Origin of the sequence: Halomonas sp. G15, from assembly GCF_021282295.1 — a bacterium.
Classification (GTDB): Bacteria; Pseudomonadota; Gammaproteobacteria; order Pseudomonadales; family Halomonadaceae; genus Halomonas; species Halomonas alimentaria.
In genome coordinates, this window is record NZ_JAJSPA010000008.1 from 1 (window position 1) to 19,138 (window position 19,138).

Below are 19,138 nucleotides of genomic sequence, written 5' to 3' on the forward strand. Positions count from 1 at the left end.
CGCAACTGGACGCCGATCGGTACCGTGTCACTCAACCCGGAGCGGGAGCTCCATGTCACCGTCGCCGAACCAGAAAAGCAGGTGGCGTGAATGATCTCAGAGGCGACAGATTCCTTGACAACTACCGTCGACGAGGGGTGCACGTCGAGCGCCGACTTCACCTCGCCCATATGGGCCTCGGCGCTGCCGCGTTTTGCGGTAAAGCGCCAGGACCTTCTCCGGCGACCAGTCGAACTTGCCGAGGTTGGTGACCAGGAAGAAGGCATGCAGCAGCAGGTCATCGGGGCGTTCCTGCAAGACCAGCACCACGCGTGACGCGGTGCCGGCCAGGAGCTCGCTTGGTACGCCAGATCGTGGCACCACTCGCGAGGCTGTTCGGGTGGCCGGCCCCGTGGCCGCTTCAGAAGTGGCGCCGCCAACTTCTGCAGGCCAGTGTGACTGCGCAGCCGGCCCAGATACTCGATCCCGCGACCTTCCAGAGCCTCCAGCGTCGCGTTGTCGGTGAAACCGGCGTCGATGCGCACGCGAACCTGGGCCCCGCTGCTCTCGTTGAGTCGCAGCACCAGATGCGGGATCCAGGTATCGGCATTCTCGGCCGGGCCAGCGTTGCCCTCGCGCAGCAGGCCGCCGACCATATCGCAGATTTCGGCCAGCGAGGCGGCCAGCGGCGAGTAGATGCGGGCCCAGTAAAGACCATGATAAGCCGACCCGCTCTGGTGGCCATGCACCTCGATCGGCAGGCCGTCGATGTCCAGCGTCAGCTGCTTGGGACGCTCACCGTTCTTCAGCGCGGTCAGGCGCCAGACCACCAGCCGCAGCAGGCCTTCGTTCACAGCATCGATGTTATCGTTGCGCCCGAGGCAGGTCAGCAGCCGCGACAGCGTGGCTTGAGACTGCCGGACCTGGGCCAAAGGGCGTCATCCCCCGTGCATCGCTGCAGGCCAGCTGCCAGAGCGGATCACGGCGCAGCGTGTCGGTATCGCTGAGATCGATCCAGCCCATCGCCCGTTGTAGCACCAGGGTACGCAGCTGGCTGGCCAGAGGGTGGCGGATGCGTAGCGGGTTGCGGAAGTCGACCAGATTGTCTTCCAGTGCCTCGATCACGCCGCTGTTGTCGAGGGCTTCACGCAGCAGCAGAGCGCCGCTGTCGCTGGTGGTGCGCTGGCCGCTCAGCTCGACACGGACAGCGCCGTTGCATGAGGGCGTCCAGGTGGATAGGGTTTCACCCATAGCGGATGGCTCTCTTGGTTCAGGTTCTTGGCGGAACACACTGAATTTTCAAGAGAATACCATCTGCTATCTTCGTTTTCAGGTCGGCCTCATGAATAAGCCGGGGTTATCTGAAAGTTGTGTAGAGCCCCGCTTATAGAGGAAGGACTCTGAATTTTGAGATTAATGAAAGTGGAGAGGGCTTTTTGACGAAAAATGGCTTCTAGACGCACTTTACGCAATGAAGAGTGGTTCGTTTATCCGCAAGGGTTCAAGCACTCGAGCAGTTGCCCATGCCGCGCAGGGTGCGCTGCAAGCAGGCTGCTCCATTGGTCGGGAGTTGGATCACCGTTGAGATCTGTTACCGTGCAGCCTGCCTCTCGCGCAATGACAATTCCTGCGGCGATGTCCCAGAAGTCGAGTCTAGCGCCCTGGGACCAGAATGCATCAAAGCGGCCGAGGCTGGTATAGGCAATTTCAAGTGCTGCAGAGCCCGGGCTGCGAATACCAGCCACCTGGGGCATTAGGGCGGTCAGTTGGTTGAGGGCAGTCGTGTAGTCTCCCTTAGCATGATAGGGTAGGCAGGTGCTTACCAGCATTTCGGAAAGAGGACGGGGGCTCGACATCGTGAGTCGCGTTTCATTGAGAAAGGCCCCAATGCTGTGTCCAGCCCAGAGCATTTCATCAAGTACCGGGTGATAGACAACACCAAGCAGTAGTTCATCTCCCTTGGTGACGGCGATCGATACTGAAAAGTGAGGCACACCGTGCAAAAAGTTATTAGTGCCATCGAGAGGGTCAATAACCACGGTGTAGTCACTGCCCGATCCTTGCGTAGCTCCACTTTCTTCGCCTAAAAAAGCGAATTCGGGAAAATCTCTACTAATGTGTCGGATGATGGCTGCCTCGGCGGCCTTGTCGTAGGAAGTGACGAAGTCGGATGCCCCTTTGTGCTCAAAGGCAACTCGTCCATCTGCCTGATGTCCCTCGCGTAACAATGCTCCGGCTTCATAAGCTGCATGTTTGACCGTTCCCAATATTTTTCCAATATCCTCAAGCATTACGCCTCTCCTTGATAGTTCTGATGATTAATGGTCTGAAGTAGCTCCACTTTTTTCCACCAGACGACGTCGGTAGTTCACACTTCTTCCACTTTATTCCAGCCCAGGCTCTCGATATCCTATCCGAGAATTTTGGCCATGAAACTTATGGTGGCGAAGGCTAAGAGAATCATGCCGTGCTGACGGCGTAATCGCGACGTCGATCAATCACCTGGGCCCCATGACCCTGATGCCGCATGATCATCCTGCCACCAACTCGTCGAACGACCTAGGCATGGTGTGGAGATTGACTGTGAACCGTTTGCACGTGCCATTTGATTGGCAACAGGTCGTCGGGGCCATAATCTACTCGCATCTCATGAGCCATGGGTGTTTGCCAACTCACGATTGCGTGGCGTGCGCAGTATTCGCCTGTACTTGTTCTGAGCTGCCATTAAGGTTGGACGAAAAGGCATCAGATGAAGCGCTTGCGCATCTGTTGCGAGGCCATGTCCAGCAGCGTCACAGAGACGATAATCACCAGCATGATCGTAGCGGTCTCGGTGTACTGGAAACCGCGCATGGTCTCCCATAGCGCCACACCGATCCCGCCACCCCCCACCATGCCGAGCACTGTGGCCGAACGGATATTGGACTCGAATCGATAGAGACTGACTGAGATCCACAGTGGCAGGACCTGGGGAATCAGGCCGAATATGATCTCCTCGATACGCCCCGCACCGGTGACGCGAACACCTTCCATCGGACCAGCGTCGGCAGCTTCGACCGCCTCCGAGAACAGTTTGGCCAATACCCCTGTGGTATGGATGAACAACGCCATGGTGCCGGCAAAGGGCCCGAGGCCGACGGCGACTACGAAAAGCATGGCGAAGACCAATTCGTTGATCGCACGGCAGGCGTCCATCAGTCGGCGCACCGGCTGGTTGATCCACCACGGCGCCAGGTTATCAGAGGAGAGAAGGCCGAACGGGATGGCGAATAGCACCGCCAGCAGGGTGCCCCAGATGGCGATCTGGATCGTCACCAGCATCTGGTCGATGTAGTGCCCAAGGTTGCCGAATCTCGGGGGAAAGAAGTCACCGGTTAGAGTCGTCATATTGCCGGCATTGGCGATCAACTGTCCTGGCGCCATTTCGGCTCCCTGCCAGGCCCAAGAGAGCACTGCGAAGGCAGCGATCCAGCCTAGCAATTGTCGCCAGCTGCGTTTGCTGGCCCGGACCTGGGTGTCGAGCGTGGTGGTCGGGATCATGTGTGGACTCCGAGCAAGTAAGCGATGGGGGCGCAGTTTGCCCCCGATCGATGTAACGGTTACTGAGTCACCATGGCAGTGGAGTTGTCGGTCTGCTCTGCTTCGCGGGCTTCCATACGCTGATTCAGCAATTCGAGCTGGGCGTCTAGCTCAGCCAGACGTGATTGCTTGTCATCGGCATCGAGCGAATCGTCGTCTGCGATCAGAGAACGCTGCCTGAACAATTCTAGCTGCCGGATCGGCAGCAGCTGGTCGTTGTCGGATGCGGCAAAGCCAGACCAGCTCATCGGCTCCAGAGCCGCCTTCTGCTCCGGTGTATCACCGTAGCTCAAAATAAACTGGCGCAGCGCGTCCTTAGTCTCCTGATCCAAATCACTGCGCCAGACCAGCGGGTCGGACGGGATTATTGGGGATTTCCAGATTACCTTGAGCTGGGCGGCTTTATCGGGATGGTTTATTTCCAGGCGCTTCATGCTATCGGTGCTGAAGGTGGCGACATCAACCTGGCCGTTGGCCACGGTCAAGGCGTTGGTCTCGTGGTTGGAGTTTAGCGTGCGCTTGAAGGCCGTTTTGGGGTCGACGTTGTTCTTGGCGAAGACGTAGTATCCTGGCACCAAGTAACCCGACGTGGAGTTTGGGTCGCCGTTGCCGAAGGTCAGCTCGCTCGCGTGTTCGAGTATGTCATTGACCGAGTTGTAGGGACTACTCTTGTTGACGATCATCAAACCCCAGTATCCCTGCGCACCGCTGGTGGCTACTGTTTGGGCGAAGATTTCCCCCCCTGCGCGATCGACCGCTTCCATAGCAGACTTATTGCCGTACCAGGCGAGATCGATCTTGTCGAAACGCATCGCCTGAATCACTGCGGCATAGTCGGTGGCGAAGAAGGGCTCGACTTCGACCCCCAGTGCGTCGGACATGTCGTCCAAGAACGGCTGCCACTGACCGGCTTGGTTCTGGCTCGACTCGGTAGAAGTGATGCCGAAACGCAGCGGCTCGTCGGCGGCCTGGACGAGACCGCTGCTTAATAGACCGAGACTGGCGATCAGCGACAGCGTGGCACGACGAAAACAGATAAGGTTCATGCGGTTCTCCTCAAGAGATGGGTTGGGGTGAGTCAGGGTCGTACGGCGCTCAGCCTAACGCGTGCAGCGGTGCGGCAGGCTCCAGTCGGCTGTTGTGTGAGTTGAGTTCGTCGAGTCCGGCGTTTTCATAGAGCGCTTGCAGACGGGCATCGGTCAGCCCCTCTATCGGGCCGTCGTAATAGAGCCGCCCTTGCTTGAGAGCGATCGCTCGGCGGCAATAGCGGCGTGCCACATCGACCTGATGCAGGGTGACGACAATGGTTCGCCCATCCTCGTGATTGATGCGCTGTAGAATCTCCATCACCTCGCGAGCGCTGCGTGGGTCGAGGGAGGCGATCGGCTCGTCAGCGAAGATCACTTCGGCGTCCTGAACCAGGGTGCGAGCGATGGCGACGCGCTGCATCTGACCGCCGGACAGGGTATTGGCGCGCTGATGCGCCAGACCAACGATGCCAACACGCTCCAACGCCCGCAGGGCCAGATCGCGTTCTTTCTGGTTGAAGCGGCCGGTAAGCGAGCGCCAGCGCGGCATGGCACCAAGGCAACCGATCAAGACATTGGACAGCACGCTGAGGCGACCGACGAGATTGAACTGCTGGAAGATGTAGCCGCTGCGACGGCGCTGATTGCGGCCTGCGGCCAACAAGCGGCCGTAGCGCTGTACGGTCCGGCCTAGCACCTCGACCTGACTGCACGATTGGTGATCGGCACGGCTCAGACCGATAAGATGACGCAATAGTGTCGATTTGCCGGAGCCGGAGGGGCCAATCAGCGTGACCATCTCACCAGCTTCGATGGTGAAATCAATGCCACACAGCGCTGCACGAGGTCCAAAGGATTTGTCAAGCCCCTCTACATGGATGCTGGCAGTCATGCGCTTCGTCTCTTGATTCGGTGTGTTTTCGGCTGGCTCGACGTATTTCTTGGCGTTATGGAATTGGCATCCCATAGCCTCCGGGGACAGCTAATAGCGAACCGCGCTCGGCCAATAATTTAGCTTCCCATTATGACCATGCATGGACAATGCAATGAACTGGTGATGACATTAAGAATTCAGCCGCCCTTGTAGGAATTCAACGGAACTTTATCGTTTCTAGTATGGGGTGAGATAATGGAGTTATCTCTATATAGGGGCACCGCCTCAAGAACCTTAAATGCCTGGATTCATAGAATAACCGCAGCACTTTGGGCCACACGGTAGAGGCAGGAGGGCCAGCGCCGGTACCCTCCCTGCTTTACCAATGGGATGGAGTCCTCCCCACCCTCCCGGCGCCAGTGCGCCAAACTGAGAGGGTGAGGCCCCTGGCAGAGGAGAGCATCCCATGAGCATTTCACGTGTTGGTGTCGATATTGCCAAATCCGTCTTCCATGTCCATGGCGTGGACCGTCACGACCAGGTCGCATGGTGTGGCAAGTACAAGCGCGACAAGTGGCTGGATGCCATCGTCAAACGCGTTCCCGCAGGTGCCGAGATAGGCATGGAAGCCTGCTCTTCATCCCATCACTGGGCACGCGCGCTTCAAGCACGTGGCTATCGCGTCAAGCTGATCGCTGCCCAGTTCGTGAAACCCTACGTCAAGAGCAACAAGAATGACCGGGCGGATGCCGAGGCAATCTGTGAGGCCATGGCGCGTCCTCACATGCGCTTCGTCACCATCAAGACAGTCGCTCAGCAGGACGTGCAGGCGGCGCATCGCATCCGCAGTGAACTGGTCCAGCAACGCACCGCCAAGGCCAACCAGATTCGCGGCCTGGTCAGTGAGTACGGCCTGGTAGCCCCTACCGGTATGGGGCAGTTACGTGCCACCTTGCCGTGCTGGCTGGAGGATGCGGAGAACGGGCTGACGGACGATTTCCGGATCCTGCTGGCAGGCCTCGCAGACGACCTGCGTTACCTCAACGAGCGCATCGCCGCGATGACCGAGCGCATCGAACAGCATGCCCTTACCGACCCAGTAGCCAAGCGCCTGATGACCCTGAGGGGCGTTGGCACGATCACTGCCAGTGCTCTAGCCGGGGCCCTGGGAGATGCCAAGGCCTTCAAATGCGGGCGAGATTTTGCCGCCTCGCTGGGCCTGACGCCGCGCCAACACAGCACCGGCGGGCGCGAGCGCTTGTTGGGAATCAGCAAGCGCGGTGATAGTTATCTGCGCACGTTACTGGTCCATGGTGCCCGAGCGGTGGTGCGCTACACGGGAACAAAGGATGACAACCTGAGCAACTGGCTCCGACATCTGACGGAGCGAAAGCACGTCAACGTGGCAATTGTGGCGTTGGCCAACAAGACGGCTCGAATGGCCTGGGCCATCACGCACCATGATACGTCCTACGATCCTGACATGGCGGCTCAGGCCGCGTAGTCCCGAACTGCTGTACCGAGCCGTTGACACCGTTTCACTTCACTGAGGTCACCACCCGCCACCACGATTGCTGAGCATGCTGGAAGATGGCAAACAGGTCGAACCGACGCCAGGAAACCCCGTTTTGGTCGAAGAGCTTGTAGCTCGCCTCACCAACTGGGACCTGACGTGCGGATAGCCCATTAGGGTCCGATGCCCCTGGCATCACTAGAAAGACCGGATATACGTGTGCAGTCGTACCTTTCAGCCACCGTGCCAGATGCTTGCAAACGGGGAGGACTCCATATACGACCAAAGTGAAGCAGAGCATGGGATACCGACAGCTGACCCAGATCCAACGATACCAGATACACGCCCGCTATGACGTGGGCATGAGCCAGCGGCAGATCGGCAGGGAGCTGGGTCTCCACAGCAGCACGATCAGCCGTGAACTGCGGCGCAACGCCATCTCCGGTGGCTACGATCCCGAGCAGGCCCAGACCCTCAGTGATCGCCGGCGTCGTACCGCCTGGAAACGAACCAAGCGCCTGCCAAGCCTGATTGCTGCAGTTGTCGGCCGGCTGCGTGAGGAGTGGAGCCCACAGCAAATCAGTGGCTTCATCGCGCCCCTGGCAGGCGTAGGCGTCAGTCATCAGTGGATCTACTCCTTGATCTGGGATGACAAGGCACAGGGTGGCGATCTCTGGCGGCATCTCCGCCAGCCCAAACGCCTCAGCAAGCACCGCGCTCAGGCCAAGAGCGCTGGGCTGGGCAAGATCCCTAACCGGGTAGGCATCGAGCACCGCCCGGCTGAGGCTGATGACCGGCGCTTCATCGGCCACTGGGAGGGCGACACCGTAATCCAGGGGCACAAGCAGTCGGGCCTGGTCACGCTGGTCGAGCGTCGTAGTGGCTATCTGCTGGCGGCACGACTGCCCAAGATCTCCGCGGAGCTGACGAGAGCGGCCATGATCCGTCTGTTGAAGCCTCGCCGGGGCGCTGTCCGGACCATCACGCTGGACAATGGCTCGGAATTCGCCGACCACGAAGCCGTGTCCAAGGCGGTGACGGCGGCAACGTACTTCTGTGATCCGTACTGCTCCGGGCAGCGTGGGACCAACGAGAACACGAATGGCCTGATACGGCAGTACTTTCCCAAGGGAACAGACTTCCGCCAGGTCACCGATACGGAGTTGCGCAGGGTGGTCAGGAAGCTGAATGACCGCCCTCGGAAACGGCTCGGCTATCGGACACCGGCACTGGTGTTTCTGGGGGAATACTCAGGAGCCCTGAATACCGCAGGTGCTGCACTTATTGCTTGAATTCAGGCCATTAAGAGGCCCTATCATCATGGCTCCTCCGTGTCGCGGCGTGCTACCAGATGGACGCGCGCGACCTTCTGGAGAATGACCTCGGGCACGGCCAGGTCGATGACCTGGACATCGCACCGCCGCTGTCGCTGCTGTCGCTGCTGTCCCAGCGCAGCGGCATCGAGCTGGACCGGCTGCGTTGCCTGAGCGTGGTCGGTTGGGTGCCGTGGCTGCTGGACAGCCTGGACGACCAGGTTCCGGCAGCGCTGGACACCTATGCGTTCCAGTTCTCGGTACTGCTGCCGAGGCGCACCCGCAAGACAAGAGCGATCAACCGCTGGCGAGCCTGGCTCCCCAGCCAACTGATCCGCCGGGCCTGCCCACTCTGCCTGGACGGTTCGGCGGAACAAGCCATCTTGCTCGCCTGGAAGATGCCCCTGATGCTGAGCTGTCCGCAGCATGGTTGTTGGCTGGATTCCTATTGGGGCGTTCCGGGGCATTATCTTGGCTGGGAGAACGCCGACCCTGCACCTCGCGAAGCCAGCCAAGCGATTACGGCGATGGACCAGCGCAGCTGGCAGGCGCTGACGATGGGCTACGTGGAGCTGCCGCGCCGGCGCCTTCATGCTGGCCTCTGGTTCCGGTTGCTGCGCAGCGTGCTGGATGAGCTGAACACCCCACTCTCATACTGCGGGAGTGATGCTGGCAGCATCCGCTATGTCTGGGAACGCTGTGGCCATCCACTGCGCGCCGGAAAAATCCGATGGCATCCCTTCGAGACTCTTGACCTGGCCGTGCAGCTGTAGATGCTGGAGGCGGCAGCCACCGCCTTTGACCTGCTCGTACCGCAGACTGTGATCCCGCGCGGGGAGCAGGCGGCGTTATTCTTGCCAGCGCTGCAGACTGGCGCCACCAGCGGCCTGCCCGTGAAGGAACGGCAGCAGGAGCCCATTCACGACTGGAAGAGGATGGTCAGGGTGGTCAACGAAGCCTTCACCGAAGCGCGGTACAATCCCGAGACAGCCCGGCCACTGTTCGCGCTGGCGGCCTATGGGAAGCGAGACCCCGACTCCCTCGAGCGTCTGCGTGCCGAGTTTGCCCAGGAAGGCATGCCGCAAGAATTTCTGTCACATTATGAGCCCGATGTACCCTTTGCATGCCGTAAGATAAGTGATTCATTAAGCAGCAAATTTTGACGGCCGTCGTCACCTGGCGAAGTCGGTCAATGACTATAATATCAGACTGGCAATCCAACTGAAAAATAGTACAATAATATCCTGCTTTTACCTGCAAGGTGTCGATCGAACTGTTTTTCAGAGGTGTAATCTATGACATTTTCAATATGGATAACCTTTCTGGTAGCGGCAGTCCTTATCAGTATGTCTCCCGGCGCCGGCGCGGTAAACTCCATGAGTAGCGGGTTGCGCCACGGTGTACGTAAATCTATGCCAACTATTCTTGGGCAACAGTTTGGTTACGGTGTGCAAATCGTGCTGGTCGGTGCTGGGCTGGGGGCTATTGTGGCCTCTTCAAATATCGCACTGTCAGTGATCAAGTGGATGGGAGTGGCCTATCTGGTTTGGTTGGGCATTCAGAAATGGCGAGAGTCACCAGTTGAAGCAACGGGAGAGACCCCGACAGGCATCAGTAAGAAACAGCAGTTCTGGAACGGAGCTCTGGTGAACCTGACTAACCCGAAAGCGACTATTTTTCTGGTCGCTCTGTTTCCCCAGTTTCTTGTGGCAGGGATACCTCATGGCCCACAACTTGCCACCATGGGCGCAACCCTCATTCTGGTGGACATTCTGGTCATGATTGGCTATGCCCTGCTGGCCAGTCAGCTGTTTCGGTTCCTGACTACCCCCTGGCGTCAGCGGCAGATGAACCGGGTATTCGGAGGTCTGTTTGTGACAGCCGCCGTGGCCCTAGCCAGTTTCAAACGCTCTTGATTTCGTTAAAAATTGCAGATTCTGAAAGTCGCTATACAATCAATATCATGGAGAGTCGCAAGGTGTGCGAAGAATGGAATCGTGGTAGTATTTATGCCGAAATTACCTTGAATCATTTTTTCTAATAAGTGGGGATGTCATGCAGTGGGCTGCTTTTTTTATTGCCACGATGGGTTTTGCATTTCTGCCTGGTCCGGCAATGCTGTATACCGCTGCTCAAACAATCGGGCGGGGTAAAAAAGCTGGTTGGTTAGCGGCCGCAGGCGTTCATTTGGGATGTTACGTACATGTGGTCATGGCAGCGCTGGGCTTGGCTCTGCTATTCGCTGCAATACCGGCCGCATATATAACAATGAAAGTCGCTGGTGGTGTTTATTTGCTATGGGTGGGGTTGCGGCTATGGCGAAAAGGCGTTCCTTTGCAAGGGGAAAGCGTTCCGGGAGTCAACACAAAGCGGGTGCTGAGGGATAGTGTTTTGGTAGAAGTTCTCAATCCTAAAACGGCACTCTTCTTCGTTGCATTTTTACCTCAATTTGTTCAGCCAGAAAGTGCTGTGCCTGTTGCCTGGCAGTTGCTATGGTTGGGTATTGCGACTAATCTTCTGTTTTCTATTGCTGACGTTGTTGTAGTGATGTTGGCTAGTCCATTGAGGCGTTGGCTTCAGAGAAAAGGCAATTCTTCTCGGCTTATCCAGCGCATCAGCGGGGGAGTGCTCATGGTGTTAGGGGGAAATACCCTAGCACAAGCAACTCGCTAATGTGGTTGATTATGAACCAAAGCATGAGCAGTTCTTGGCCTCAATAAAGCTATGTTAATCAAGTGTGTATAACGCCACTACCGACGATCACTGCCTGCCCAGCAGTGCGGATCTTTGAAGCCTTATCGTTTCGTTCTGCCTCGGCGAAGGTGAGGCTGGGACGACGCATCTCTATGCCCTTGTTCATGCCGGCCTCTGATTCCGGTTGCTGCGCACCGTGCTGGATGAGCTGAACACCCCACTCTCGTACTGCGGGAGGGGGTCACTTCACCGGCAGCATTCGCTATGTTTGGGAGCACTGTGGCCAGCCGCCACGCGCTGGACAAGACCGATGGCGTCCCTACGCTGGACCGGCGGTGCAGCTGCAAATGCTGGAGGCGGCAGCCACCGCCATCACCATGGTCGAATCGCAGCTCGTAATCCCGCGCGGAGAGCAGGCGATGCTGTTCTGGCCGGAATCGCAGGCCGGCTTCAACAGCGGCCTGCCGGTGAAGGAGCGACAGCAGAAGCCTATTCACAACTGGAAGGAGGTGGTCAGGGCGATCAACGAAGCCTTCACAGAAGCGCGGTACAATCCCGAGACAGCCCGGTCACTGTTCGCGCTGGCGGCCTATGGGAAGCGAGACCCCGGATCCCTGGAGCTTCTGCGCGCGGAGTTTGCCAAGGAGGGCATGCCGCCGGAATTCCTGTCACATTATGAGCCCGATGGACCTTTTGCATGCCGTAAGAAAAGTGACTAATTAAGCAGCAAACTTTGACAGACTCCACCGCCAATACAGCGCTTATCTCGGATCCTCGGCACCTAGCAGTGGGCGCGCTGGCTGGCATGCACTAAACTAACAAGACTCGTTCCTCTGGAACGACCAAATGAACCGAAGGGGCCCCGGCTAGCGGGCTGAGATACTGCCAGGCGTTTTACAACGCAGCTACCCTTTGATCCTGATCCGGGTCATACCGGCGAAGGGACGGATATTCTTCTGCTCGCCGCTTGCTGCTGGATGGCTCTCCTTTGATGAAGGAACCGCCGTCGTGTCTTCCTCGACCAACGATCCTCATGCCGTGGCTCGGCCAGTGGTGGCGACACTTGCGGCCGTGGTCCGCGAGAACCGCATTCTGTTGATACGTCGCTCGAATCCGCCGGACGCGGGGCGATGGGCGTTTCCGGGCGGGAAGATCCGTTTCGGAGAGTCTGCCGCCGACGCAGCGCAACGCGAACTGCTCGAAGAAACCGGCGTTCAGGGCAAACCTGTACAGGTGTTCGATGCAGTCAATGTGTTCGACCAGCGGGCAGACGAAGGCGACGTGCTGCACCAGCACTATATCCTCATTGCCACGCTGTTCGACTGGCACGTCGGCGAGCCGCGTGGCGGCGATGACGCGCTGGACGCGCGCTGGTTCGCCGATGCGGATCTCGATTCGACCGAATTGGCGCAGAGCTTCGACATCGCCGCAGTGGCTCGCCGCGCCTTCCGGCTCGCGCTATCGCTTCGCACGGGAGTCGACTCATGATCGCTAACGTGCTGAGCATTGCTGGCACCGATCCCACAGGGGGCGCCGGCATCCAGGCAGACCTGAAGACATTTTCCGCATTAGGTGCCTATGGCATGAGCGCCATCACGGCCGCGGTGGCGCAGAACACCCAAGGCGTGCGTAGTTTCGTAGCACTGGAGCCCAATTTCATCGCCGACCAGATCGACGCGGTGTTCGATGATGTTCGGGTAGATGCAGTCAAGATCGGCATGGTGGCCAACGCGGGGATAGCCGTGGCCATCGCAGATCGTTTGAGCGGGCGTGCGCAATGCCCGATCGTCCTCGATCCCGTGATGGTTGCAAAGAGCGGGGATCGTCTGTTGGCGCCCGACGCGGTGACTGTCCTTCGTGACACGCTGATACCGCTTTGCACACTGATCACCCCCAATTTGCCGGAAGCCGGTGATTTGCTGCAACAGTCCGAGCCCAAGTCCACGCAAGAAATGCGATTGGCGCTTGAACCACTTCAGGCATTGGGAGCAGACTGGGTGTTACTCAAGGGCGGCCACTTGGATGGACAAAATAGCATCGACCTGCTGCATGGCAAAGGCAGGACGTGTGTACTGGAAGCTCCTCGCATAGTGACGCGTAATACGCATGGCACTGGCTGCACGCTATCAGCCGCCATTATCGCATTGCTGCCGCTCATGGACGTTCCGACTGCCGTGCGCGAGACCAAAGACTACTTGACGGCCGCTTTGGCTGCCGCCGACTCGTTGGAGGTCGGTGATGGCCATGGTCCTGTCCATCACTTCCATGCCATCTGGAATTGAACTGGTCTAATTGGAGCGGACACCCCGGTAAGCCTCATACTGGAGGCATTGGAGGTGTTCATGACCAAGAAGACGCGACGTCGGTACTCCGACGCATTCAAGGCTGAGGCGGTCAACATGGTTCGAGGAGAGGGCTATGCCATCTCCGAGGCTGCCAGGCGGCTGGATATCGATCGCAGCCTGCTGGATCGCTGGTGTCGCCAGCAACGTGATCGGGAGGATGGTGTGACTGACGACCAGGCGGATGAGCGGGATGCCGAGATCAAGAAACTTCGCGAAGAAGTTCGTAAGCTGCGGATTGAAAAGGAAGTTTTAAAAAAGGCCACGGCCTTCTTCGCGAGAGAGTCGAGCTGAGATACCAGTTCATCGAGTCGGAGAAGGCCTCCTTCCCAGTCGTGGTGTTGTGCCGTGTCATGGACGTCAGCCGCAGTGGCTTCTATGCCTGGCGTCAGCGTGAACCCGATGAGCAGCGCCAGTGCCTGCACCGGGAGGTCAAGGACATCCACGATCAGAAACGTGGTAGCTATGGGAGCCGGCGAATGGCCAAGGAACTCCATCGCAGAGGTCATACAGTCGGTCGTTATCAGGCACGTAGCCTGATGCAGGAAGCCGATGTCGCCTGCCGACAGCGTCGCCGCTACCGGCATACGACGGACAGCGACCACGGGTTGCCAGTGGCTCCCAACCTGCTCAAGCGGCAGTTCACGGTGCCTGAGCCCAATCAGGCGTGGGTGGCCGACATTACCGCCATCTGGACCCTGGAAGGCTGGTTGTACCTGGCGGCGGTACTGGACCTCTACGACCGGCAGGTCATCGGCTGGGCCATGGCCGACCATCTGAAGGCGTCACTCACCCTGGACGCCCTGGAGATGGCCATTGGCCGCCGGCGACCTCCCCGGGGCGTGTTACACCACTCAGATCGCGGCAGCCAGTACGCATCTCGTGCGTATCGCGAACGACTGGTTCAGCACGGCTTCCTGGCCTCCATGAGCCGCAAGGGGAACTGTTGGGACAATGCGGTCATGGAGCGCTTCTTCGGTTCTCTGAAGAGCGAATGGCTGGAGGGGCAGCGGTACTGGACCCGCCAGTCAGCGAGGCGCTACGTCGTGACCTATATCTAGATGGAGTACAACAGCTGCCGACTCCACTCGACCCTTGGCTACCACGCGCCGAGGGAGATCGAGAAAATCGCGGAAGCAGCTTAATAAAGTGTCCGCTACGACTTGACCAGAACAGTTTCGGCTGGCTGAAAGAGTTGCGCCGCGTCTGCACCCGTTACGACAAGCTGGCCAGCAGCTTCAAAGCGATGGTATGCCTAGCCTGCATAGACCGCTGCTTGCGTGCTGACTTTTCAGGCAGAACCTAGGGGAGCGGTTGACAGGCCTCTGTTCCTTTTATAGAACGCTCTTTTAAAGGAACAACTCGAGGCCACCCACTATGGACATGCTCTCACTCGGTACCTTGGGCCAGCACCTTCAGGCTCTGCGCCTGGCGCGAGGCCTATCACTGTCGCAATTAGCCGCCGCCGCCGGCATCGCCAAGTCGAACCTGTCACGTCTTGAGCAGGGCAACGGCAACCCCACACTCGACACCATCTGGCGCCTGGCGGTGCAGTTGAAAGTCCCCTTTGGCACTCTAGTAGCACCAATCCGCGTGCCGCTGGGAGAAGACGGCGTGGAGGTGCGCCTGCTTGATCAGGGCCAGGACACGACCCAGGTCGATGCCTACTGGATGCGCTGCGCGCCCCACACTACGCGACACGCCGAGCCCCACACCTCCGGCGCGCGAGAAACCCTTACCCTGATCAGTGGCACCCTAGAGGCCGGGCCGGAGGGTGAGACCCTGCCACTCTCCGCCGGCGACAGCCTCACCTTTGACGCCGACCGGCACCATCTCTACCGAACCGGAGACACCTGGGCCACGTTACTGGTCAGCGTCATCTATCATGAGGAGCCCGCCTCATGAACCTGCAAGCTGCCACCTCGCCGGCCCGCCCTTGGCTGTCCGGCATGCGCGAGGCCATTCCGCTGCTGGGCGGCTATGTGCCGGTGGCCATCTCCTTCGGGCTGGTCGCCACCCAAGCTGGCTTCAATGCCTGGGAGGCAGTGATCATCTCAACGTTATTTTATGCCGGCGCGTCACAGTTCCTGTTCGTCGGCATGATCGCTGCCGGATCTCCGCTGTGGCTGGTGGTGGCAATGACGCTGTTGATCAACCTGCGCCATGTGGTCTACGCCCCCAATCTGGCGCCTTGGCTAACTTCCAGCCGTTGGTGGGGCTGGCTGATGCACACCTTGACCGATCAGGTCTTCGCCCTGGCCCACGCTCGCCTGCCCCAGCTGCCGGAAGCTCAGCGCCTCGGCTGGTTCACCGGTGCCGCCCTGCTGGCCTGGGCGATCTGGGTCGGCGGCACGGCGCTTGGGGCCTTGGCCGGCGGTAAGCTGGTCGCCCGTTGGGCGCTGATGGGCGAGATCCTACCCTTCGCCCTGCCCGCTCTGTTTCTGGTGCTGGTGGCGCCCCGCTTCACCTCCCGGCGCTGGAGCCTGGCGTTGAGCGTTACCATCGCCAGCTCCCTGCTGCTGACGCTCCTGGGTTTGACCAACGCAGCGATTCCCCTCGCCGCCATATGCGGCATGCTGTGTTTCCAGGTCGTGAAATTCGACACTGCCATGCAAGGAGACCACCATGAGTAACGCCCTGTGGATCGCCGTGCTAGCCGCTGCGCTAGGTACCTTGCTGATGCGCCTAATTCCGCTACTGTGGATGCAGCGTCGCCTCAAGCGGCTCGGTGACGACGCCCCCGAGGCCATGCCCCAATGGCTGAGCCTGCTTGGTCCGCTGATGGTCGCCGCTGTGTTTGGAGTCTCGTTGGTGCCGGTGACAGCCGGGCCCCTCGCCTGGTTGGCCACTATCATCGGTATGATAGCGACCCTCGCCGTCTGGTGGCGCACGCGCACCCTGGGCTGGCCGGTCGCAGCCGGGATAGCGACCTACGGGGTGGTCGTGACGTTGTTTGGATAATCTATCATCCATCAGTTGGCCGGACAGTGTGGTTGGCTGTGTGACGCCGATTCGATGGCGTTATGGTCGCTGGTTTCTCATCCAGATTGACGCGCTACAGACCACTCCATTCCATCCGAATTCATGTTGTTATGAAGCCGCCGAATTCGGTTTCACGAAGCGAAAGTTGTTGGCACCTGCTTATTGAAGAATACGGAATGTCGGAGACAAAATATCAGGACAGTTATAATTTATGAGCAGTCAAAGTAAGCCTCTCTTCTGGCGAGAAAGCCGCATGCCCTATGTAGAGTTGCGCAAGGTTGAGGATGGTCGCCAGGTGTGCTACTCCCCTCACAGCCACACCCAGTGGTCGATTGGGGCCATCACCGGGGGTGAAAGTACTTTTCGGTATCGGAACGATCATTATCGGGTGGGTGCTGGCGACCTTGTGCTGATGAATCCGGAGTGGGTCCATGCCTGCAATCCCATCGACAGTCAGCCGTGGGCGTATCTGATGCTGTATGTGGATATCGACTGGCTGACGGATTTGCGGTTTCAGGCGGGTTTACTTCCGGAACGGAAGTGGCAGGACATCCATACGGCAACAGTCTCTAAGCCAATATGGTATGAACGCTATTGCCGCATGGCGGGCTGCCTTCTGGACCCGCAGCGTGAGCTTCTGGAAAAACAGACAGAGACAGTGGGGTTTCTGTCAGACTTGATGCAAGTGTTGGCAACACTACCTGAGATTCAGGATAAAAGGGCACCGCAAGCATTGGTGGTGTTGGCCAATTATCTGGATGATCATGCGGCGGAGGATGTTTCGCTCGATACACTTTGCGAGATTTCCGGTTACAGTGCCGGCCACTTGATTCGTGCGTTCAGGCAGTATTTTGGTCTGACACCCCATGCCTACTTGGTGAACCGGCGTGTTCAACTCGGACGCCGTGAGCTGAAAAACGGCACCCCCATTGTGGAGGCGGCCATGAACGCAGGTTTTGCTGACCAACCGCACTTCCAGCGCACTTTCAAGCGTTTGATGGCCGCAACGCCAAACCAATATCGGAACTCCTCATCCCATCAGCAGATAAATGCAACTGATAGCGAGAAGTAAGGCCAATATACGATTTATAGTGACCAGTATTATAGGTTTATGAACATAGCGGCGCATAAATGCACCGGCATATACCCAGCAGGCGAGTGACAGCCAGCAGATCGGGAGATAAATTATGGCGAATAGCAGGATTTGTTGCAGGTCGTTCGCGCTGGTGTAGGCGCCTATGCCGGAAGCCGAGGCCAGCCAGGCCTTGGGGTTAAGCCACTGCATTAGCGCCCCGGTACCGAAGCCGGGAGCCTTCTCTGTGCCGTTCTCTGGAAGTTGTCCGCTGTCCATGGCCAGTTTTACACTCAGGTACAGTAGGAAGGCTATGCCACCCAATCGCAACAACTTTTCGGCAACAGGCACTACCGTCAGAAGCGAGTAAAGGCCCAATCCCACGGCAATGAACAGCGCAGTAAATCCCAAGGTGGCGCCGGTCACAAAGATCAGGCCTCGGGGAACCGGATAGCGTGTGCCACTGCTTAAGCAAACAAGGTTAACTGGCCCAGGGGATATGGAGCTAGCCAAGGCGTAGGCAGACATGGGTAAAATCAGGGAAAGGCTCATTGATGCTCTCCGCTAAGGTCACACGCAGAGTCTGCCCTGAGCGTCGAACCAGGTATTGAACAAAATTGAGGTTGCGCCGACTATGACTCGGTCTGTTTTCTGGCAATGGCTATGGCCTTCTGGAAGCCGGTATTGATGTGTAGGGATAGGAACGCTGATTGCTCAGCCCCCCAAAAAAACGGATAACTTTCATATTCTTATATCCAATCCCGAGACTCATTAAGGGTTTTTCAACCCGAGATGTAGTGTACCGCTACCGACGATCACTGCTTGTCCAGCGATACGGATCAATGAAGCTTTATCGTTTCGTTCTGCCTCGGCGAAGATGAGGCTGGGACGACGCATTTCTATGCCCTGGTGAATTTTCCATCGATACAGACCAAGACGTGACATGGCTTCTACTAGATATCCTGCCAACGCTGCTGCGGCACTCCCGGTAGCAGGATCTTCACGAACACCGCCTTCTGTCGAGAACATGCGACTGTGTATTGAATGTTCCTGGACGGCAGCCTTGTCGATCACATAGAGATAAATCTGTTCGTAGCCGCTCGGTGATACCCACTCCGACCAGGCTTTGGGCGAGGGTCGGGCCCGGCAGAGAGCTTCCTGTGAATCGAGTTCTATCAGATGGTAAGGGAGTCCACAGGATGCCAGTACTGGTTCGCTAATGACCTCTCCGTCATTGAGGCCAAGCAGTTCCTGTGCGGCTGACTGGTTCAATGTGCTGGCTTGGATGTTTACCGGCGCCGCTGCGGTGAACCTGGCCAAGTTATTGTTGTAGTTCACCACCAAGGCGCCGACACCAGCTTCTAGCGTAAGTGGGCGATCACGCTTGGCCATGTCCAGCTCTGCCAGTAAGTGAGCGGTGCCCACCACTGGATGACCGGCGAAGGGCAGTTCCATGGTCGGCGTAAAGATGCGGATAGGGTAACACGCTGGAGCAATCGCCTCGCCAACGAAGACAGTCTCGGATAGGTTCAATTCGTTGGCTATGGCCTGCATCTTGTTGGAATCTAGTTCGTCGGATTGCGGAAATACTGCGAGCGGGTTTCCAGAAAATGCTCGGTCAGTGAAAGCATCGAGAAGGTAATAATGGTGTTTATTCATTAATCGTCGAGGTCCGTGTGGGTGATTGAAGTGGTCCCAGAAATTCGGGCTAGACGCTAAGCCTGCATCCTTCGGTCACACATAAGCGCTATGTCGGGAAACG

20 protein-coding genes, 2 pseudogenes and 1 riboswitch are annotated in these 19,138 nt (G+C 58.2%); of the genes and pseudogenes, 14 read left to right on the plus strand and 8 right to left on the minus strand.

Annotation, left to right across the window (positions count from 1 at the left end):
- From LWH48_RS05670 to phnC, 6 genes are all read right to left on the minus strand, one after another.
- Positions 1 to 911: transposase (locus LWH48_RS05670; protein ID WP_269816116.1), on the minus strand; the 911-nt coding region annotated here is incomplete at its 3' end.
- Positions 844 to 1,230: a transposase gene (locus LWH48_RS18230; protein ID WP_269816117.1), complete on the minus strand. Its 387-nt coding sequence runs from the start codon at positions 1,228 to 1,230 to the stop codon at positions 844 to 846. The genes LWH48_RS05670 and LWH48_RS18230, both read right to left, overlap by 68 nt.
- Positions 1,231 to 1,466: 236 nt before the next feature.
- Positions 1,467 to 2,270, minus strand: coding sequence for an inositol monophosphatase family protein (locus tag LWH48_RS05675; protein WP_232911793.1), 804 nt, complete (start codon positions 2,268 to 2,270; stop codon positions 1,467 to 1,469).
- A 454-nt stretch (positions 2,271 to 2,724) separates the two neighbouring features.
- Positions 2,725 to 3,519, minus strand: a complete 795-nt coding sequence (gene phnE / locus LWH48_RS05680; RefSeq protein ID WP_232911794.1) for a phosphonate ABC transporter, permease protein PhnE — start codon at positions 3,517 to 3,519, stop codon at positions 2,725 to 2,727.
- A gap of 59 nt (positions 3,520 to 3,578) precedes the next feature.
- Positions 3,579 to 4,604 carry a phosphonate ABC transporter substrate-binding protein gene (gene phnD, locus LWH48_RS05685; RefSeq protein WP_232911795.1) on the minus strand — a complete coding sequence of 342 codons (1,026 nt, stop codon included), beginning with the start codon at positions 4,602 to 4,604 and terminating at the stop codon, positions 3,579 to 3,581.
- 49 nt (positions 4,605 to 4,653) lie between these two features.
- Positions 4,654 to 5,478 (minus strand): phosphonate ABC transporter ATP-binding protein, encoded by an 825-nt coding sequence (gene phnC, locus LWH48_RS05690; protein ID WP_232911796.1) that lies wholly within the window; start codon positions 5,476 to 5,478, stop codon positions 4,654 to 4,656.
- Positions 5,479 to 5,926: 448 nt separating this feature from the next.
- Here phnC and LWH48_RS05695 point away from each other — a divergent pair, with 448 nt between their 5' ends.
- The 14 genes and pseudogenes from LWH48_RS05695 to LWH48_RS05765 all read left to right on the plus strand — a co-directional run bounded on the left by LWH48_RS05695 (position 5,927) and on the right by LWH48_RS05765 (position 17,376).
- Positions 5,927 to 6,964, plus strand: coding sequence for an IS110 family transposase (locus LWH48_RS05695; RefSeq protein WP_232911797.1), 1,038 nt, complete (start codon positions 5,927 to 5,929; stop codon positions 6,962 to 6,964).
- Between the two features lie 308 nt (positions 6,965 to 7,272).
- Positions 7,273 to 8,265 (plus strand): IS30 family transposase, encoded by a 993-nt coding sequence (locus tag LWH48_RS05700; protein ID WP_269816118.1) that lies wholly within the window; start codon positions 7,273 to 7,275, stop codon positions 8,263 to 8,265.
- A gap of 26 nt (positions 8,266 to 8,291) precedes the next feature.
- Positions 8,292 to 9,059, plus strand: a pseudogene (locus LWH48_RS18430) (TniQ family protein); the annotation flags it as partial.
- Positions 9,060 to 9,449, plus strand: a complete 390-nt coding sequence (locus tag LWH48_RS18435) for a hypothetical protein (RefSeq protein ID WP_232911800.1) — start codon at positions 9,060 to 9,062, stop codon at positions 9,447 to 9,449. It abuts the pseudogene before it with no gap.
- A 132-nt stretch (positions 9,450 to 9,581) separates the two neighbouring features.
- Positions 9,582 to 10,202, plus strand: a complete 621-nt coding sequence (rhtB, locus tag LWH48_RS05715) for a homoserine/homoserine lactone efflux protein (protein WP_269816119.1) — start codon at positions 9,582 to 9,584, stop codon at positions 10,200 to 10,202.
- A 139-nt stretch (positions 10,203 to 10,341) separates the two neighbouring features.
- Positions 10,342 to 10,959: a LysE family translocator gene (locus LWH48_RS05720; protein ID WP_232911801.1), complete on the plus strand. Its 618-nt coding sequence runs from the start codon at positions 10,342 to 10,344 to the stop codon at positions 10,957 to 10,959.
- A gap of 356 nt (positions 10,960 to 11,315) precedes the next feature.
- Positions 11,316 to 11,699 carry a hypothetical protein gene (locus LWH48_RS05725; protein ID WP_232911802.1) on the plus strand — a complete coding sequence of 128 codons (384 nt, stop codon included), beginning with the start codon at positions 11,316 to 11,318 and terminating at the stop codon, positions 11,697 to 11,699.
- Positions 11,700 to 11,824: 125 nt separating this feature from the next.
- A riboswitch (TPP riboswitch) is annotated at positions 11,825 to 11,942 on the plus strand.
- 46 nt (positions 11,943 to 11,988) lie between these two features.
- Positions 11,989 to 12,468, plus strand: a complete 480-nt coding sequence (locus LWH48_RS05730; RefSeq protein ID WP_232911803.1) for an NUDIX hydrolase — start codon at positions 11,989 to 11,991, stop codon at positions 12,466 to 12,468.
- The gene (gene thiD / locus LWH48_RS05735; RefSeq protein WP_232911804.1) at positions 12,465 to 13,262 is read left to right on the plus strand and encodes a bifunctional hydroxymethylpyrimidine kinase/phosphomethylpyrimidine kinase; all 798 of its coding nucleotides are present in this window, start codon (positions 12,465 to 12,467) and stop codon (positions 13,260 to 13,262) included. The genes LWH48_RS05730 and thiD overlap by 4 nt, the downstream gene beginning before the upstream one ends.
- Before the next feature lie 60 nt (positions 13,263 to 13,322).
- A pseudogene (locus LWH48_RS05740) lies at positions 13,323 to 14,467 on the plus strand (IS3 family transposase).
- A gap of 232 nt (positions 14,468 to 14,699) precedes the next feature.
- Positions 14,700 to 15,227 carry a helix-turn-helix domain-containing protein gene (locus LWH48_RS05750; protein ID WP_232911805.1) on the plus strand — a complete coding sequence of 176 codons (528 nt, stop codon included), beginning with the start codon at positions 14,700 to 14,702 and terminating at the stop codon, positions 15,225 to 15,227.
- Positions 15,224 to 15,955, plus strand: a complete 732-nt coding sequence (locus LWH48_RS05755; protein WP_232911806.1) for an AzlC family ABC transporter permease — start codon at positions 15,224 to 15,226, stop codon at positions 15,953 to 15,955. The genes LWH48_RS05750 and LWH48_RS05755 overlap by 4 nt, the downstream gene beginning before the upstream one ends.
- Positions 15,948 to 16,283, plus strand: coding sequence for an AzlD domain-containing protein (locus LWH48_RS05760; protein ID WP_232911807.1), 336 nt, complete (start codon positions 15,948 to 15,950; stop codon positions 16,281 to 16,283). The genes LWH48_RS05755 and LWH48_RS05760 overlap by 8 nt, the downstream gene beginning before the upstream one ends.
- A 274-nt stretch (positions 16,284 to 16,557) precedes the next feature.
- Entirely contained in the window at positions 16,558 to 17,376 is an 819-nt protein-coding gene (locus LWH48_RS05765; protein ID WP_332875615.1) for an AraC family transcriptional regulator, read from the plus strand.
- Here the strand turns inward: LWH48_RS05765 and LWH48_RS05770 are convergent.
- Both LWH48_RS05770 and LWH48_RS05775 read right to left on the minus strand, forming a co-directional pair.
- Positions 17,335 to 17,928, minus strand: a complete 594-nt coding sequence (locus tag LWH48_RS05770; RefSeq protein ID WP_232911809.1) for a LysE family translocator — start codon at positions 17,926 to 17,928, stop codon at positions 17,335 to 17,337. The two genes, LWH48_RS05765 and LWH48_RS05770, sit on opposite strands and share 42 nt — an antisense overlap.
- Before the next feature lie 219 nt (positions 17,929 to 18,147).
- Complete coding sequence (locus LWH48_RS05775) at positions 18,148 to 19,035, minus strand: PhzF family phenazine biosynthesis protein (RefSeq protein ID WP_232911810.1); 888 nt, start codon at positions 19,033 to 19,035, stop codon at positions 18,148 to 18,150.
- Positions 19,036 to 19,138 lie beyond the last annotated feature (103 nt).

What these genes read in the sequence shown, in the direction of transcription:
- LWH48_RS18230 (WP_269816117.1), bottom strand. Translation starts at nt 1,230, where the DNA reads ATGGGTGAAACCCTATCCACCTGGACGCCCTCATGCAACGGCGCTGTC.
- LWH48_RS05675 (WP_232911793.1), bottom strand. Translation starts at nt 2,270, where the DNA reads ATGCTTGAGGATATTGGAAAAATATTGGGAACGGTCAAACATGCAGCT.
- phnE (WP_232911794.1), bottom strand. Translation starts at nt 3,519, where the DNA reads ATGATCCCGACCACCACGCTCGACACCCAGGTCCGGGCCAGCAAACGC.
- phnD (WP_232911795.1), bottom strand. Translation starts at nt 4,604, where the DNA reads ATGAACCTTATCTGTTTTCGTCGTGCCACGCTGTCGCTGATCGCCAGT.
- phnC (WP_232911796.1), bottom strand. Translation starts at nt 5,478, where the DNA reads ATGACTGCCAGCATCCATGTAGAGGGGCTTGACAAATCCTTTGGACCT.
- LWH48_RS05695 (WP_232911797.1), top strand. Translation starts at nt 5,927, where the DNA reads ATGAGCATTTCACGTGTTGGTGTCGATATTGCCAAATCCGTCTTCCAT.
- LWH48_RS05700 (WP_269816118.1), top strand. Translation starts at nt 7,273, where the DNA reads ATGGGATACCGACAGCTGACCCAGATCCAACGATACCAGATACACGCC.
- LWH48_RS18435 (WP_232911800.1), top strand. Translation starts at nt 9,060, where the DNA reads ATGCTGGAGGCGGCAGCCACCGCCTTTGACCTGCTCGTACCGCAGACT.
- rhtB (WP_269816119.1), top strand. Translation starts at nt 9,582, where the DNA reads ATGACATTTTCAATATGGATAACCTTTCTGGTAGCGGCAGTCCTTATC.
- LWH48_RS05720 (WP_232911801.1), top strand. Translation starts at nt 10,342, where the DNA reads ATGCAGTGGGCTGCTTTTTTTATTGCCACGATGGGTTTTGCATTTCTG.
- thiD (WP_232911804.1), top strand. Translation starts at nt 12,465, where the DNA reads ATGATCGCTAACGTGCTGAGCATTGCTGGCACCGATCCCACAGGGGGC.
- LWH48_RS05750 (WP_232911805.1), top strand. Translation starts at nt 14,700, where the DNA reads ATGGACATGCTCTCACTCGGTACCTTGGGCCAGCACCTTCAGGCTCTG.
- LWH48_RS05755 (WP_232911806.1), top strand. Translation starts at nt 15,224, where the DNA reads ATGAACCTGCAAGCTGCCACCTCGCCGGCCCGCCCTTGGCTGTCCGGC.
- LWH48_RS05760 (WP_232911807.1), top strand. Translation starts at nt 15,948, where the DNA reads ATGAGTAACGCCCTGTGGATCGCCGTGCTAGCCGCTGCGCTAGGTACC.
- LWH48_RS05765 (WP_332875615.1), top strand. Translation starts at nt 16,558, where the DNA reads ATGCCCTATGTAGAGTTGCGCAAGGTTGAGGATGGTCGCCAGGTGTGC.
- LWH48_RS05770 (WP_232911809.1), bottom strand. Translation starts at nt 17,928, where the DNA reads ATGAGCCTTTCCCTGATTTTACCCATGTCTGCCTACGCCTTGGCTAGC.
- LWH48_RS05775 (WP_232911810.1), bottom strand. Translation starts at nt 19,035, where the DNA reads ATGAATAAACACCATTATTACCTTCTCGATGCTTTCACTGACCGAGCA.